This is a genomic window from Parabacteroides sp. D25, from assembly GCF_000307475.1.
Taxonomy (GTDB): Bacteria; Bacteroidota; Bacteroidia; order Bacteroidales; family Tannerellaceae; genus Parabacteroides; species Parabacteroides distasonis.
Genome location: NZ_JH976505.1, coordinates 163,166 through 180,265, shown reverse-complemented (window position 1 = coordinate 180,265; position 17,100 = coordinate 163,166). Strand labels below are relative to the sequence as shown.

Here is a 17,100-nt window from a genome sequence, read left to right as displayed (position 1 = left end):
AGAGGCCGTATCTGATAGCGCTTAGCTAAGATATGGCCTTTTTTATATCCTTATATCTACAAGTATTTCTCTAAGATCTCAAGAACTTTCCCGAAATCGATCGGCTTAGCGATATGCTCATTCATTCCGGATTCTTTACACAACTTGATGTCTTCCGCAAATGCGTTCGCAGACATGGCTATTATCGGCATGGACTTGATATCCGGACGTTCTAATGCCCGAATATGGCGAGTAGAGTCGTACCCGTTCATGACCGGCATCTGGATATCCATAAATACCAAGTCATAATATCCCGGACTAGAGTTTTTTACCATATTCACCGCGACAAGGCCATTTTCCGCCTCCTCTACCACCGCACCGGTCTCTTCTAGTAACACAGTCGCTATTTCCCTATTCAAGCTATTATCTTCCACCAGCAAGATCCGCTTACCCTCAAAGTTACCGAAAGGATATTGAGGCTTCTCCGTCTCTTCCTCTTTTTCCTCTTGCTTGATAGCGAAACTTTTCATCAAATAAAATAACTTGGATTTCATCAACGGCTTACTTATGAATCCATCGACACCGGCTCGTTGGGCTATCTCCTCAAAATGCGGACAATCATAAGCGGAAAGAATAATGATCGGAATATCCCGGCCAACGACTTTTCGGATACGGGTAGCGGTCTCGATTCCATCCATTCCCGGCATTTTCAGATCAAGGATAACGGCAAAATAGTCATCATTAAGATGATGTGCCCTCTCTACTTTCCCGATAGCCTCCTCACCAGAAATGGCATATTCACCTTTCATACCGATCTCGTTAATCCTCATACATGCGTTCTCGCAACACACGATATCATCGTCTACCACGAGAACCGGTAAATCCCTTAAATGATCATCCTCAAAACACCCTTGATCCTGCAATTTCAACTGCATCGTAAATGTAAAAACGGAACCTTTGCCATATTCACTCTCCACCAGAATCTCACCATTCATCATATGAGCGATATTACGGCTTATCGCCATGCCTAAGCCGGTTCCTTGTATATTCCGCAAGGTTGCGTCTTCCGCACGTTCAAATGGTTCGAAAACCTTGTGTAAGAAATCCGGCTTTATCCCGATACCATTGTCTATAACCGTAATCTCAAATAAACCATAATTACCATTTTTAATTGGCTTTTCCCGTATCTCAAGTGTTATTTTCCCATAGTCCGGCGTATACTTTATGGCGTTTGACAGCAAATTCAACAATACTTGCTGAATCCGTTGCACATCGCCAATCAGCTTTTCATGTTTGATTTGAAACAAGTGAACCCGGAAATCCTGAAACTTCTGACTGACCGAAGTCTGAACCATAGTAATTACGCTTTGCAATAACTCGCCCATATCGAACTCCTCGTCTGTCAGCAAAATATGTCCGCTCTCTACCTTAGACATATCCAAGACCTCATTGATCAAGTTCAATAACAATTTGGAAGAAACCATAATCTTCTTCAAGCAATCCACTATACGCTCCCGATCGTCGATATGCATACTGGCGATAGTGGTCATACCGATAATGGCATTCATCGGAGTACGTATATCATGGCTCATACGGGATAAGAAATCCGATTTAGCCTGATTTGCCGATTTAGCCACTTGTAGGGCATCTTGAAGTAATTGCCTTTGCCGCTCTTCCTCACGAACCTCCATAATATCGGTCCGGGTCAAAAGAAGTATATTCCTCTCCTTATCGAAAAAGCTAAAACGCAACTTCTTATCCCTAAAAACGCCATTCTCCATCACCTGACAGAACAAGACATACTCACGGGAATTTTGTAAGATAGATAAGACATGATCTAGGGAAAGATTTCGGGTTAACTCATCTCGCTGATCCTCCGGCACATATTTGTGGTGGAACTCGGCTACCTCTTTTTCATAGTCATTACTCGCTATCGGGGGGACCGGCGTCCCACTTTCACGATTGGAAGTATACATGACATAGCTATTCGTATTTGCCTCTATATAAACGACATAATCATACTCAGTCTGAACGGCAGCCTCTACGATCTGTGCCTTGCGACAATGATTCACATAGCGGCTGAAAAGAATGACACGATCCGGAATTCCACTCTTATCTTTCAAGATACGAATAAAAGCCTCATGCCACTCAAAACCCAACAAATCATTACAGAAACGCATGTCGAACTTCTTATTTGCTACGCCGCTAGCCGCCATTTGCCGCAATGAATTCAAGGATAAGATCTCCTCCCATTTCCCTAAATCCGCAGGATATACATATTCTTGAATGTAAGTCTGGCAAAGTTCTGTATAATCCAAACATTCTCCTTCCCTTTCGGGAGTCATCGAATCTTTGACTATCTCAACCTTTTCATTACCTAATGTGACGATCCAAAGCGTATCGACTAGCTCGTTTACACCACAGAGTAGTTCTTCCAAATTTAAAGTAGTATTTGTCATTTTCAATGATATAGATTTAATTAAGAGGAATAGAGATCCTATGATTTTGAGAGTATTTCATCGAGCCTCCCTCTCCAATCCTCTCCATTCAAAGGCTGATAGGTATGGAACCCCAGTTCCTGCCCCACTACGATATTATTCTTACCATCATCTACAAATAATGTTTCCTCTGGTCTGATTCCTGAATCCAAGACCATGCGATCAAAAATTTCACGATCTGGCTTAGTGACACCGATTTCATAAGAGAGATACAATTTATCGAAATAATCATTTAATGGACGGCCCGCCGGCGTAAACTCTTTTGTCTGTGCCCATTCAAGCTGTATGATCGGATTTGTATTGCTCAATAAATAGACTTGATATTTCTCACGGAGTTTTAATATGTAGTCCAATTTATATTGGGGAACGCCACCAATGAAGCCAAACCAAGCCCAACAAATATCCTCATAAGAAAGGTCTTTACCCGTATGCTTCCGTAAATAGCGACAAAACTCCTCTACTCCGATCTTTCCGGTCTCCAGATCTTGAAAAACCCCTTTTTGTTCGTAAGGATCTATCAATCCATCGGCATCTTTGACCCCAATCTCTATTAAACGACGAACAGGTTCATCCCGGTCCAAATCTATGATAACGCCCCCAGATCGAATACTATATTTTTTATTTTACCCATTGCGATACTATTTAAGTCCTAAAGATACAATTTATTCCGTATATCTAGGTTACAAGGATAAAAAAGGGTATAATCTTCAACGATTATACCCCAATCCAAAGCTATATTTATGTATATAAGACTTAATCCAATTTATGGATCACCAAACCGGAGCGAAGCTTCGGTTCGAACCACGTCGTCTTCGGCGGCATAATATTACCCGTATCGGCGATATCCATCAATTGCTTCATCGTAACGGGATACAAAGCCAAGGCAACCTTCATCTCACCGCTATCCACACGGCGTTTCAATTCACCCAGGCCACGGATACCTCCCACGAAATCGATTCGCTTGTCCGAACGTAAATCCTTAATGCCTAAAATCTCATCCAGAATCAAGTTCGAAGAGATCGTGACATCCAATACGCCTATCGGGTCATTGTCATCGTACGTACCGGGCTTAGCGGTCAAAGAATACCATTTCCCTCCTAAATACAGGGAGAAATTGTGCAAGGCACCCGGTTTGTAAATAGCAGAGCCCTTCTCCTCTACCACGAAGTTTTTCGTTAATCTCTCAACGAATTGTTCCTCGGTCAAGCCGTTCAAGTCTTTTACCACACGGTTGTAATCGATAATGGTCAATTGGTTGGCCGGGAAGCAAACAGCCATGAAATAGTTATACTCCTCGTCTCCCTTATGATCCGGGTTTTGCTTGGCCTTCTCCGCTCCTACCAAAGCAGCGGCGGCGGAACGATGATGTCCGTCGGCAATATACAACGCAGGCATCTCCCCGAATAACTCCGTGATGCGAGCGATGTCCTTATCCTCATCGATAATCCAGAACGTATGGCCGAAACCGTCTAATTTCGCCACGAAATTATATTCAGGCTCACGAGCCGTATATTTCATTACGATAGCGTCTAACTCTGAGTTGTCGGGATAAGCGAAGAATACCGGCTCGATATTAGCGTTGTTGACACGTACGTGCTTCATGCGATCCTCCTCCTTGTCACGGCGGGTCAGCTCATGTTTTTTGATCGTGCCATTCATATAATCGGGAACATAAGCCCCGACTACCAACCCATATTGAGTCTTGCCATTCATGGTTTGGGCATAAACATAATAGCATTCTTTCTGATCCTGAACCAACCAACCTTTTTCCTGAAAATTATTGAAATTGGCGGCGGCCTTCAGGTAAACAGCCGGATCATGCTCATCCGTCCCTTCTGGGAAATCGATTTCCGGTTTAATGATATGGTAAAGGGATTTCTCGTTTCCTTCCGCTTCCGCACGAGCTTCTTGCGAGTTCAATACGTCATAGGGGCGGGAAACCACCTCCTCTATAAATTCTTTTGGTGGACGAACTCCCTTGAAAGGTTTTATTTTTGCCATGGTAATTAAATCTAATTGGTTTATGTATCAATGTAGAGACGGGGCGTACCCGTCTCTACAACCGGATATTCTCATTTATTAACCCGATACTTTTCATTGCCATTCACCAAGAAATCAACGATCTGCTTGGCGGCGGCGATACCAGCGTTGATATTAGCCTCGGCGGTCTGGGCACCCATCTTTTTCGGGGTGCTGAAATAACGACCGGCATATTTTTCGGCCAATTCCGCATGGATAGCGGGCATAATATCTGTCAAGTACTTGAAATCCGGACGCTCTTCCAACATCTTAGCGAGGCCAGCCTCATCCATCACCTCCTTACGAGCCGTATTCACTACGATAGCTCCCTTCGGCATGGAATTCATCAACTCGAAATTGATAGAACCCTTCGTCTCGGCCGTAGCCGGGATATGCAAGGAAACGATCTGGCAAGCCTTGAACAAGTCCGCCGTAGAAGCTACAGCCTTCACACCATCGGCCTCAATCACGGAAGCCGGACAGAACGCGTCATAAGCGTAAACCTCCATACCGAAGCCTTTAGCGATACGAGCCACGTTACGGCCCACGTTTCCATAAGCCAAGATACCCAATTTCTTTCCTTTCAACTCTGTTCCGGAAGTTCCGTTATAGAAATTACGAACCCCGTACACCAACATACCGAATACCAATTCGGCGACAGCGTTAGAGTTTTGTCCCGGCGTATTCATCACGCATACCTTATGGGCAGTAGCCGCATCCAAGTCCACGTTATCATACCCCGCACCGGCACGAACCACGATCTTCAGGTTCTTAGCGGCATCCAATACCTCAGCGTCCACCTTATCGCTACGGATAATCACGGCATCGGCATCCTTAACCGCATCCAGCAATTGCGCCTTCTCTGTATATTTCTCCAAAAGAGCCAGTTCCATACCAGCGCCTTCCACTACCTCCCGGATGCCTTTCACAGCGACAGCGGCGAAAGGTTTCTCTGTAGCAACTAATATCTTTGCCATGTCTGAATCCTCCTTAATTAATGTTGTTTCTCGAACTCTTTCATGCAAGCTACCAAAGCCTCCACGCTGCTCTTCGGCATCGCGTTATAAAGAGAGGCACGGAAACCACCTACAGAACGGTGTCCCTTGATACCTACCATACCAGCGGCAGTAGCATATTTACTGAACTCGTCCTCCAACTCCTTATACTCATCATTCATCACGAAACAAACATTCATGATCGAACGATCTTCCTCCGCTACCGTACCACGGAACAACTTATTGCGATCGATCTCATCGTATAAGATCGCCGCGTTCTCAAGATCCTTCTTCTCCATAGCGGCGATACCACCTTGTTCCTTATACCATTTCAAGGTCTGTAAAGCCGCGTAAATAGGCAATACAGGAGGTGTATTGAACATGGAATCCTTTTTAATATGGGTAGCGTAGTTCAACATGGTCGGGATCGGACGGTCTACATGTCCTAAAGCGTCCACGCGAACGATAGCCAGAGTCACGCCGGCAGGAGCCAAGTTCTTTTGAGCACCCGCATAGATAATATCATATTTGGAAATATCGATCGGACGAGAGAAAATATCGGAAGACATATCGCAAACCAAACGTTGCTTCACATCCGGATCCTTACGCATCTCTGTTCCGTAAATCGTATTATTAGAAGTAAAATGGAAATAATCCGAGTCATCAGCGATCGCATAACCCTTCGGGATGTAAGTATAGTTCTTGTCTTTGGAAGAAGCGACAACATCTACCTCCCCAAACAACTTAGCTTCCTTGATAGCGTTCGAAGCCCATGTGCCGGTATCCAAATAAGAGGCTTTCTTATTCAACAGATTGTAAGGAACCATACAGAACTGCATGCTGGCGCCACCGCCCATGAATACAACCTCATAGCCTGCCGGAACATCCAGTAATTCCTTGATCAACGCACGTGCCTCGTCGTTTACGGCTACAAACTCCTTACTTCTATGAGAGATCTCAAGAAGTGATAACCCCATACCCGCAAAATTTTCTACCGCAGCGGCTGTATTCTTAATTGTATACTCGCTCAAGATAGAAGGACCTGCATAAAAATTGTGCTTCTTCATACCAATGTCTTTTTAGAATGTTATTATAAATAAAGTAACTATTTTTTCAAAAACAGGCGGCTAATGTAACTATTTTTTCTCATTTGCCGACACTTTTCGAGCATTTTTTAATTTACAATCAGAATATGTCAATTAAAAACGATCTCCCCAAAGGCGCCTCATTTGCTCAATTAGTTTGTGCTCGGCCGGATTTTCCTGTCCTTTCCACAAACGTTCGCCCAAAATTTCCTTCGGAAGATACTCCTGCTTTACAAAATGATTTTCGTAGTCGTGCGCATATTTATATTCCTTGCCATACTCCAATTCAGCCATTAATTTGGTAGGCGCGTTGCGTAGATGAAGCGGTACGGGTAAATTCCCAGTCCGGTTAACAAGTGCCAAAGCGTCGTTGATCGCCATATAGGCCGAATTACTTTTCGGGCTGCAAGCCAGATAAACGGTCGTCTCGGCCAGGATGATCCGGCCCTCCGGCCAGCCGATCTTCTTCAAGGCATCGAAACATGCGTTCGCCAGCAAAAGCGCATTCGGATTCGCCAATCCGATATCCTCAGAAGCGGAGATCACCAACCGCCGTGCGATAAACTCAGGGTCTTCTCCCCCGGCCACCATACGGGCGAGCCAGTAAATGGCGCCATCGGGATCGCTACCCCGGATCGACTTGATAAAAGCGGAGATTATATCGTAATGCATCTCCCCTCCCTTATCATACGCCGCAGGGTTCTCCTGCAACCTCTCCACTACCTTCTCATCCAGAATCTCAATATCGTCACTCTCCTCGGCAGACACCACCAGTTCCAGAATATTCAGCAACTTCCGAGCGTCTCCTCCCGAGTAACGTAACATGGCATCCGTTTCCGTCAGCCTTATGTTTTTATCCTTCAGAACGACATCCTCGGCGATCGCCTTATGCAATAGCGTAAGCAAGTCATTCTTGTCCAGCGATTTCAACACGTACACCTGACAACGGGATAACAAAGGACGGATTACCTCGAACGAGGGATTCTCCGTGGTTGCCCCAATCAGCGTCACCACGCCCGTCTCCACGGCGTTCAGCAATGAGTCTTGCTGCGACTTACTGAACCGGTGTATCTCATCAATAAACAATATCGGTGATACCGTATTGAAGAAGCGGTTGCTCTTGGCCTTCTCTATCACCTCCCGCACGTCTTTCACTCCCGAACTGATCGCGCTTAACGTATAAAAAGGCGCATCCAACTTATTCGCTATGATCTGCGCTAAGGTAGTCTTCCCGACTCCCGGCGGCCCCCACAATATAAAAGAGGGAACCCGTCCCGCATCAATCATCTTCCTCAACACAGCTCCCTGGCCTACCAGGTGCTTCTGTCCGATATAATCATCCAACGTCTTCGGACGTAATCTCTCTGCTAATGGTTGACTCATCATGGAAGCAAAAGTCGGATATTTTATTTACTTTTCAAAGGATAAGTCAAGAAATTTATCGTATAAAAAGAATGTTAAACAACAGGAAATAGTGACATAATGAAAGAACAATCACTACAAATACACTTTTACTCATATAATATACTAACATTATGACAATGAAAATTTAACATTTCCTTAATTCCCTATCCTTTTTATCCCATACTTTTAGCGATATCTTCTTAACACATTATACCTTCTTTCTTGAAGCATTAAATATCTATCAACTGGTGCATGATCGTCCAACAGTTGGTGCATGATCATGCAACGTCTGTTAGATGATCATGCACCAATTGTTAGATGATCTATATTTCCATATAAAACCAATAAGCCTTCCAAGGAAATGGGATAAGGGAAGCTATCAAAACATGTAAGATATATAACAAAAAAAGATGCCCCTCCATAATCGGAGAGGCACCCTATACATTATATTATATATGTTAGATTAGCGAGTTCCGCCAGCCCACCATACAGGCTCTGAATATACGTATTGACCGTCGCCATAAGCGGCTTTTACTTCCGGATTTGATACCACGTCACTATTACCATAAGGCATACGAAGAGGGAATTTTTTCGTATTCGCCAATGTCACGAAATTCTCTCCTAATCCTTTCATTCTACGGATATCATTAAAAGTCTCGGTAGCCTCTCCCGATGCCCCCCACAAAGCCAGATATTTCTGGATCATGGTCTCTTTCAAAGGATTTACAGCAAACAACGGTTTAACTTGGTTATCGAAATATGTATTGGCCGTCTCCTCTGTCATTTTTTCTGAATTCACGACCATTTTGCTACCCATATAAGTGATAGCAGAAGAGACACTTCTCTCAGCATTTGCGATTCCGGCAGCTACCGCCTCTTTCAACGCTTTCTCGGCGTCAGACGTACGGTTTAAGCGACATAACGCCTCAGCTTGCAAGAATTTCAACTCATGATAACTCATCAACATCGTAGGAGCCGTGTTTGAATATACAAAGGCGGAAACACCATATTTCTGCATATTCTGCTCAGGAGTACCATTCGGGGCCGGAACTAAGTTCTTATCAGCAGAGCCTGTAACCTGTATGCGTTTCTTGTCAGCCGTAGTAGGAGAAAGCATCACTCTTTCCAATCGAGGATCTTTACGCTCAATCAACTTGTCCGTCAAGCTCTGGCTATTGGCAAAACCAGCGCGAGAATCGAAGTAACCAAAGAATGGGTTGATATTATTCGCATCATAGACAGCGTATGCAGCCTCGTCATCCGCAGAAGTAAAAGATTTTGATACATAGTCCAAAACCTTATTCAAGTCAGCTTGCTTATCCGTGGAACGATTGATCAGACGCATCGTATAACGAGCCTTCAAACCATAAGCGAATTTAATCCATTTCTCGGCATCTCCATTATACAAATAATCATACGTACCAACCGGTGAACGATCAGACTGATTCAAATCCTCGATCGCCTTGTCCAAGGAGGCCATTATAGAGACATAAATCTCCTCTTGCTTATCTATTTTAGGATTCATATTCACCGGTGAGCCATTCTCATCCAATAAAGAAGCTTCACTATAAGGTGTATCTCCAAATATATCCGCCAATAGAGCGCCATTGTAAGCTTCCATGACCTCAGCGATACCTCTCGTCACTAAATTTCCCTCATCACGCTTACCTTCTTGACATTGACCGATAATAACACGAGCGTTCTTCAAGCTTGTATAAACATTTCCCCACGTATTCTCAAACGTAGAAGAGGCAGAAGGCTCATTCAAACGAATTTCCGCGTTATATAACTGGTTTTCGATACCCACTTCATATTCCACGTAGGAAGATGAATAGGTATTGAAGTCTCCGCTAACGTTGGAAAATGCAGTAGAAGTAATCAAGTCGGCCAAGATAAATTTGCCATCCACGCTATTTGTATGGCTCGTATCTTGGTTAATTCGATCCATTACATCCTCGGAACATCCAGCCAATGCCAAGGATACGGCCGACATAACAGCCAACCCTTTAAATGATTTTATTATTGTATTCATATATATCTGTCTTCTTTATAAATTAGAAATTTACGTTGACACCAAAACCGTAGCTAGATGTACCCGGTAAGGAGAAACGCTCGAAAGCGCCAGCCATATTGTTATTTCCTTGAGTAGCCTCCGGATCGAAGCCTTTTATCTCAGACCATACAATGATATTACGGGCGAAAACATTCACGTTTACATTCAAGTTATCTTTCTTATATACAGGATATGACAATGAAAGTTCACGCAATTTCAAGAACGAGTTGTCATAGACATAGGCTTCGTCAATGCCCCTCACGCTTTTGAAATACTCCTCTGCATCTGATCCTTTCACTCCACCCGTATAGGGAACATAGATAGGTTTACCATCCGCATCTACGCCCTTCTGTTCAACAGCAGCATAGTCAAAATGATATTTATCACTCTTACGAACCTCTCCAGATAACTTACTTGTACCGTAGAAGTTAGTCTCACCAGCCGTACCACTATACATTTGTCCACCTTGCTTCCAGTCAAATACAGCAGCCAAACGGAATTTATACAACTCGATATTCGTATTGAAACCCAAACGGAAATCAGGAGAAACCTTACCGATTACTTGGGTCTCACCAGCCTCTGGTATACCTTTTTCGTTTACTACAATTCGTCCTTCGCCATCACGTTTGTAACCAACACCATAGATTACCGGGAATTTATCGCCGATACCTGCACGTACTTGAGGAGTCACGAAACCACCCAACATAATGCTCTCTACGCCCGGAGCCAACTCGTCTACATAATTGTCGATCTTTGAGAAGTTAAAAGCGAAGTCCAGCTTGAAATTCTTCGTATCAACCGGAGAGATACCTAATGTAATCTCATGTACGTTTGAGTGCATCTTTCCACCATTCATCATCATACTGGAAGCACCTGTGGAGCCAGCCAAAGGCACCTCGAAGATTTGGTCTTTCACGTTCTGACGAGAATACGTATAATTCAATGAAACTAAACCATTCAAGAAAGTCAAGTCAGCACCAAGCTCATAAGACTTCGTGTTCTGAGGCTTCAAGTTCGGATCATAAACCACGAAATAAGGAATATACGCCATATTTCCATTAATCGGATACATAATAGGTGTTCCCTGGAAGAAACCACCACCATAACTTGGCGTATAATAATAAGACGGCACATATTCTCCTGCCATACCTACCTCTGCGTAAGAGCCACGGATCTTACCAAATGTCAAGATATCATTCTTCAAGGCTTCCACTTCCGTGAATACCCATCCAAGGGATACGGAAGGATAAAAGAACGAACGGTTATCTCTCGGCATAGAAGACACGATATCGTTACGTCCCGTAACATTCAAATAAAGCATATTCTTCCAAGCCAAAGATAAGCTAGCGAAGTTACCTACCGTACGTTTTCTCTTATACTCATGAGAGCTGTTGAATACAGAAGCGTTGTTCAAATGGTTCCAGCCCGGGAAGTTGAAGCTATATCCCACGGCTTGAGTATTACTGATTCGCTTATCTACAAGCTCATTACCCAACAAAGCATCGAATACGAAGTCCTCATTGATATTCCAGTTATACGTAAACGTCAACAATGAGTTCATCTCATTTACCGTAAAACCGTATTCGCTAGCATAACCATTCGCATAACCAGTTGTACCGTAGCCGTAAATATCAGAGTAATTGGTCGTATAAGCGTCATCACCAATTTGGTATTTCACATCCAATTTATGATTGTCCGTACCAAATTTAGTAGAATACTTCAAGAACGCATTCCCGAAGAAACGTTGAGATCTCTCCGTAAAGCTATTATTGTCGCACGCCCAGTTTCCATCATCGATCCAGTTCTCACGGAACGTATTCTGAGTATAAGGATCACCTTCGATATGGGAAGGTATGCCCGCCATAGTATAACTGATAGGAGCCGTATAAACCGTAGCGGTAACACCGTCATTAGCGGTTCCTTGCTTCTTGATCTTTGATGTCACGAAGTTTCCGTTAAAACCAGTCGTCCAGTTATCATGCAATTGTGCCTCACCCGACAGCTTCACGTTATAACGATCCATTCCCGTAGAACGAACGATACCATCAGAAGTCGTATTACCCAAAGAGAATGAATAGTTTCCTTTATCGAAAGACTGAGCTACATTCACGGAGTTACTCCAAGTAACGCCAGTCTGGAAGAAATCTTTCGCATTATTATAAGCTTGGGGAGTAGCCCATGGATCCAATCCTGCCGCAGCACGCTGAGGCACATAGTATTGTCCATTATGCAATCCACCTTCCGTATATTCATTTTGTACATTACCGCCATATACAGGATCATTCGCCAAGTCAGAGATAGACGGTCCCCAGCTAAATCCCGAATATGGGTTATAAGCACCTTCATTACCTTGTCCATATTCAGTTTGTAACTCAGGTAATGTAGAAACCTTATCAAACGCAAGATTCGTGTTGAATGAGATCTGAGGTTTTCCTTTACGAGCACCTTTTCCGCTCTTTGTAGTAATAACGATCACTCCATTAGAAGCACGCATACCATACAACGCAGAAGCGGCTTGTCCTTTCAAGATGTTGATACTCTCGATATCGTTCGGATCTAAGTCTACGGCACGGTTCGCATAGTCAGCTCCACTAACACTACCATTATTCATAGTATCCGTATTAACATCCGCCGTAGATGCGATCGGCATACCATCGATCACATACAAAGGAGAGTTATCCCCTGTAAATGAACGGGCTCCACGGATCATGATCTTGGAAGATGCGCCTGGCATACCCGATGAGGAAGCGATATCGATACCGGATACTTTACCTTGCAAAGCCCCAGACAAACTAGTGTTAGCACCTTGTGTTAACTCATCCGATTTTACATCTTGCACGGCATAACCTAAAGCTTTCTTTTCCTTTGAGATACCCATCGCTGTAACCACGACCTCATCCAAGTTTTGGGTATCAGACATCAATGTTACATTTACATTGGGAGACACAACTACCTCCTTGGATTTCATACCGATGTATGAAATAACTAATTGCTTACCATCACTAGGAACATCCAAAGTAAAATTACCGTCAAAATCCGTAACTGTTCCCACAGTCGTTCCTTTTACGATAATGGACGCACCGATCACCGGCTCACCATCTTCTCCGACTACCTTACCGGTAACCTTCGAGGTCTGTGCCGAAACTACTCCTACGCTCATCGCAAGAAATAGTAGCACAGAAGTCAACTTTTTCTTCATAGACACATTCTTTTTATTTAAACTAAACTAGAAATTCAATTAAGCTTTCGTGGACTATAGTTCATACAGAACTACCAATTTTCAATATTTTAGTTATACTAATCAAATGAAAAAAAATTACAATATTATATTTTATATATGAAAAAACTGACATAATTTTATTATTGTGGAAAAATATCTTTTTTCTGCTAAATTTGAAATATATCAATAGCCAACAGAACTTCACTCTTAACTAACTCAAGTGAAATGATCGATTTACTTAGTAATGAGCTATATGTTATGAAATTTTCATTTTGACTAGAAATAAAATTCTTTATATCTTAATTAAATCGTAACAACACGTTTTGTTACGCTATATAGAAATTATATTGAATTTTATTATAACTTAAACAGGATATATTGGAGCATATAACTTATTGATATAAGTATTTATAATTTTACCTTATGCGAATATTTCAGAGATTATGTTGGCTTTTCTCATACTTCCAAATTAAGAAATCAAAGGAAACTCTTAAAACTAATAAAAATATGTCGTTTTTTTAATGTATCATAACTTGTATGGTAATTGTTTTTCATTTAATAGGTATGTCGTAAAACATAAAATGGAGTAGTTCTGTATGAACTTAGTTAATCAACCATTAAAATGCAGAGAAAACATTTTTAAGTATATAGTTAATAAATAAGTGTGTTTATGAAGAAAAAGTTGACTTCTGTGCTACTATTTCTTGCGATGAGCGTAGGAGTAGTTTCGGCACAGACCTCGAAGGTTACCGGTAAGGTAATTGGGGAAGATGGAGAGCCGGTGATCGGTGCCTCTATTATCGTAAAAGGGACAACCGTGGGAACAGTCACGGATTTTGATGGAAACTTTGAACTAGAAGTACCTGCGAATGGTAAACAATTGGTTATTTCATACATCGGTATGAAATCTCAAGAAGTTGCGGCCACTTCTAATGTAAATGTAAAACTATTAGCCGATACCCAGAACTTGGATGAGGTCGTGGTTACGGCTATGGGTATCTCAAAGGAAAAGAAAGCTTTAGGTTATGCGGTTCAAGATGTGAAAGCGGATGAGTTGACGAAAGGAGCTAATACTAGTTTGTCTGGCGCATTACAAGGTAAGGTTTCTGGAGTGGAGATCTCTCCTTCTTCCGGTATGCCGGGTGCCTCTTCTAAGATCACGATTCGTGGTTCCAGATCTTTTACAGGGGATAATACTCCTTTGTATGTGATTGACGGTATGCCTGTCGCTTCAACGGCTGATGTGGACACCGGTAGTTCTGTTTCCGGCACGGACTTTGCATCTCGTGCGGTGGATATCGACCCAAACGATATTGAAAGCATTAATATATTAAAGGGACAGGCCGCATCTGCCTTGTATGGTATGCGTGCAACAAATGGAGTAATTGTCATTACGACCAAAAGTGGAAAGGGAGCCCGTAAAGGTAAACCTCAGGTCGCTTTTAATACCAGCTTATCTTTTGATAAGGTTTCAACGATGCCTGAATACCAAAAAGTGTATGCGCAGGGTACAAATGGTAAGTATAGCCCGTATGCTTCAACTTCTTGGGGACCACTAATCAGCGAATTGCCTAACGATCCGACTTATGGAGGAAATACGGATAATGAGTTTACCAAGCAATATGGTAAGCATGAAGGTATGTATTATGTACCTCAGCGGGCCGCTGCGGGATTAGACCCTTGGGCTCAACCACAAGCTTACGACAATATCAAGGATTTCTTCAACGTGGGTACGACATGGAGTAACTCCGTGAATGTAGCTCAAGCTTTTGATAAAGGTAACTATTCCTTCTCGATCGGTAATACTACGCAAGATGGTATTATTCCAAATACAGGCATGGACCGATACAACGCAAAAATGAGTGCCGAAGCTCAATTACACAAGAACTGGTCTACTGGATTTACCGGTACCTATGTAAATTCGAAGATCAGCAAGCAGTCTAGTGCCAATAATGGAATCTTAGCTACTGTTTACGGAGCTCCTTCTAGCTACGATTTAGCCGGTATCCCAAGTCATGTTGAGGGTGACCCGTATACACAAAATACATTCCGTAGCACATCAGGTTTTGACGGAGCTTATTGGGCGGTAGATAACAACGAGTTCTTGGAACGTTCACAACGTTTCTTTGGAAATACTTATTTGAAATATTCTACGAAGTTCAATACCGATAATCACAAATTGGATGTCAAGTATCAATTGGGTGTGGACTCTTATACGACTAATTATACGGATTCTTGGGGTTATGGACATGCAAATGGTTATGGAGAGATTGATCACTATGGATATTCAATCACGGAGTTGAACTCTTTGTTGACCGCTGCATATACTTGGAATATCAATGAAGATTGGTTGTTCGATGCCCTTGTTGGTAATGAATTGGTAGAGAATCAGCGGAAATTTTACGAGTCTTATGGAGCGAACTATAACTTCCCGGGTTGGAATCATATAGATAATGCTACAACTATGGTAGCATCCGAGTCATTACGCCGGAAACGCACAGTTGGTAACTTTGCTAGCATTTCATTGTCTTACGCTAACATGGTTTACTTCAACGCAACTGTTCGTAACGATATCGTATCTAATATGCCTCGTAACAACCGCTCATTCACTTATCCATCTGTTTCCTTGGGCTGGATTTTCACAGAATTAGAACCATTGAAGAATAATGTCTTGACTTATGGTAAATTACGTGCTTCTTACGCCGAAGTAGGACAGGCTGGAGATTATTATGATTCTTATTATACTACACCTGTTTACGGTGGTGGTTTTTATGGTTCTACGCCTATACAATATCCTATGAGTGGAATTACGGCGTTCACTCCATATGCTCGTGTGTATGATCCGAATCTGAAACCTCAGAACACGAAGTCTTATGAGTTAGGTGTGGATTTGACCTTCTTGAATGGTCTGTTCTCATTGAACTATACCTTCTCTCGGCAGAATGTGAAAGATCAGATATTTGAGGTTCCTTTGGCTGGTTCTACAGGCTCTGCAGAATTAGTAACCAATGGTGGCGCTATCCATACGAACGCTCATGAGATTACGTTGGGAATCAATCCGATCAATACGAAGAATTTTAAATGGGATATGGCATTTAACTTCTCTAAGATCGATAACTACGTGGATGAGCTGGCTCCGGGTGTAGAGAGTATTTTCTTGGGAGGTTTCGTTGATCCGCAGGTACGTGCGAATATTGGCGATAAATTCCCTGTAATCTATGGTACGACTTTCTTGCGTAATGACAACGGTGACATTGTCGTAGACGAAGATGGCTTGCCTCAGATCGGTAGTGAGGGTGTGATCGGTAAGGTTTCCCCGGATTTCCTCTTGGGTTTCAATACTAATTTTGAGATCTACAAATTCCGTATCGGCGCTACGTTCGATTGGAAATGTGGTGGACAGATGTATAGCGGTACATTGAACACGTTGAACTATTATGGTACAAGTATGGAGTCTGTTGAAAGTCGTACGGCCGAGACTTTCCGTTTTAGTCATCCGGCTGTAAAGCAGTTGGAAGATGGTTCCTATGTAGCTAATGACATAGATATCAAAGGCGAAGACGCTTTATCATATTATGACCGCATGACGCTTATTTCCGAAGCTGGTATCTATGACAGTGGTTTCTTGAAACTACGTGAGTTGTCCGTTAGTTATCCGATATGGGATAAGAATGGAATCAACGTGAACTTAAATGTTTTTGCCAGAAATATCATTCTTTGGTCTGAGTTGAAAGGTTTGGATCCTGAGGCTTCTCAAGGTAATAATAATATGGGCGGTGGCTTCGAGCGCTTTTCTATGCCGGGTGCTTCGAGCTATGGCTTCGGTTTAAATGTGAAATTCTAATAA

At 42.7% G+C, this 17,100-nt stretch carries 8 protein-coding genes and 1 pseudogene; 1 reads left to right on the top strand and 8 read right to left on the bottom strand.

Annotation, left to right across the window (positions count from 1 at the left end):
- Positions 1 to 56: 56 nt before the first annotated feature.
- The 8 genes and pseudogenes from HMPREF0999_RS15205 to HMPREF0999_RS15170 form a co-directional block, all read right to left on the bottom strand.
- A complete protein-coding gene (locus tag HMPREF0999_RS15205; protein WP_009276304.1) occupies positions 57 to 2,438 on the bottom strand; it encodes a hybrid sensor histidine kinase/response regulator in 2,382 nt (793 codons plus the stop codon).
- Positions 2,439 to 2,476: 38 nt separating this feature from the next.
- Positions 2,477 to 3,108: pseudogene (locus tag HMPREF0999_RS15200) on the bottom strand (HAD family hydrolase).
- 122 nt (positions 3,109 to 3,230) lie between these two features.
- Positions 3,231 to 4,478 (bottom strand): DUF1015 domain-containing protein, encoded by a 1,248-nt coding sequence (locus HMPREF0999_RS15195; RefSeq protein ID WP_009276303.1) that lies wholly within the window; start codon positions 4,476 to 4,478, stop codon positions 3,231 to 3,233.
- A 71-nt stretch (positions 4,479 to 4,549) separates the two neighbouring features.
- On the bottom strand, positions 4,550 to 5,473 hold the full coding sequence (locus HMPREF0999_RS15190) for an NAD(P)-dependent oxidoreductase (RefSeq protein WP_005855649.1): 924 nt from the start codon (positions 5,471 to 5,473) through the stop codon (positions 4,550 to 4,552).
- 17 nt (positions 5,474 to 5,490) lie between these two features.
- The gene (gene serC, locus HMPREF0999_RS15185; RefSeq protein ID WP_005855647.1) at positions 5,491 to 6,558 is read right to left on the bottom strand and encodes a 3-phosphoserine/phosphohydroxythreonine transaminase; all 1,068 of its coding nucleotides are present in this window, start codon (positions 6,556 to 6,558) and stop codon (positions 5,491 to 5,493) included.
- Between the two features lie 132 nt (positions 6,559 to 6,690).
- Positions 6,691 to 7,962 carry a replication-associated recombination protein A gene (locus tag HMPREF0999_RS15180; protein WP_005865358.1) on the bottom strand — a complete coding sequence of 424 codons (1,272 nt, stop codon included), beginning with the start codon at positions 7,960 to 7,962 and terminating at the stop codon, positions 6,691 to 6,693.
- A 481-nt stretch (positions 7,963 to 8,443) separates the two neighbouring features.
- A complete protein-coding gene (locus tag HMPREF0999_RS15175) occupies positions 8,444 to 10,012 on the bottom strand; it encodes a SusD/RagB family nutrient-binding outer membrane lipoprotein (RefSeq protein ID WP_029257228.1) in 1,569 nt (522 codons plus the stop codon).
- A 22-nt stretch (positions 10,013 to 10,034) separates the two neighbouring features.
- Positions 10,035 to 13,232 carry a SusC/RagA family TonB-linked outer membrane protein gene (locus tag HMPREF0999_RS15170; RefSeq protein ID WP_005855640.1) on the bottom strand — a complete coding sequence of 1,066 codons (3,198 nt, stop codon included), beginning with the start codon at positions 13,230 to 13,232 and terminating at the stop codon, positions 10,035 to 10,037.
- A gap of 691 nt (positions 13,233 to 13,923) precedes the next feature.
- Here HMPREF0999_RS15170 and HMPREF0999_RS15165 point away from each other — a divergent pair.
- Positions 13,924 to 17,097, top strand: coding sequence for a SusC/RagA family TonB-linked outer membrane protein (locus tag HMPREF0999_RS15165; protein WP_009276301.1), 3,174 nt, complete (start codon positions 13,924 to 13,926; stop codon positions 17,095 to 17,097).
- The last annotated feature ends 3 nt before the right edge of the window (positions 17,098 to 17,100 follow it).

Bases quoted from the DNA above. Each gene is read 5' to 3' on its own strand.
- HMPREF0999_RS15205 (WP_009276304.1), bottom strand. From the start codon at position 2,438: ATGACAAATACTACTTTAAATTTGGAAGAACTACTCTGTGGTGTAAAC.
- HMPREF0999_RS15195 (WP_009276303.1), bottom strand. From the start codon at position 4,478: ATGGCAAAAATAAAACCTTTCAAGGGAGTTCGTCCACCAAAAGAATTT.
- HMPREF0999_RS15190 (WP_005855649.1), bottom strand. From the start codon at position 5,473: ATGGCAAAGATATTAGTTGCTACAGAGAAACCTTTCGCCGCTGTCGCT.
- serC (WP_005855647.1), bottom strand. From the start codon at position 6,558: ATGAAGAAGCACAATTTTTATGCAGGTCCTTCTATCTTGAGCGAGTAT.
- HMPREF0999_RS15180 (WP_005865358.1), bottom strand. From the start codon at position 7,962: ATGATGAGTCAACCATTAGCAGAGAGATTACGTCCGAAGACGTTGGAT.
- HMPREF0999_RS15175 (WP_029257228.1), bottom strand. From the start codon at position 10,012: ATGAATACAATAATAAAATCATTTAAAGGGTTGGCTGTTATGTCGGCC.
- HMPREF0999_RS15170 (WP_005855640.1), bottom strand. From the start codon at position 13,232: ATGAAGAAAAAGTTGACTTCTGTGCTACTATTTCTTGCGATGAGCGTA.
- HMPREF0999_RS15165 (WP_009276301.1), top strand. From the start codon at position 13,924: ATGAAGAAAAAGTTGACTTCTGTGCTACTATTTCTTGCGATGAGCGTA.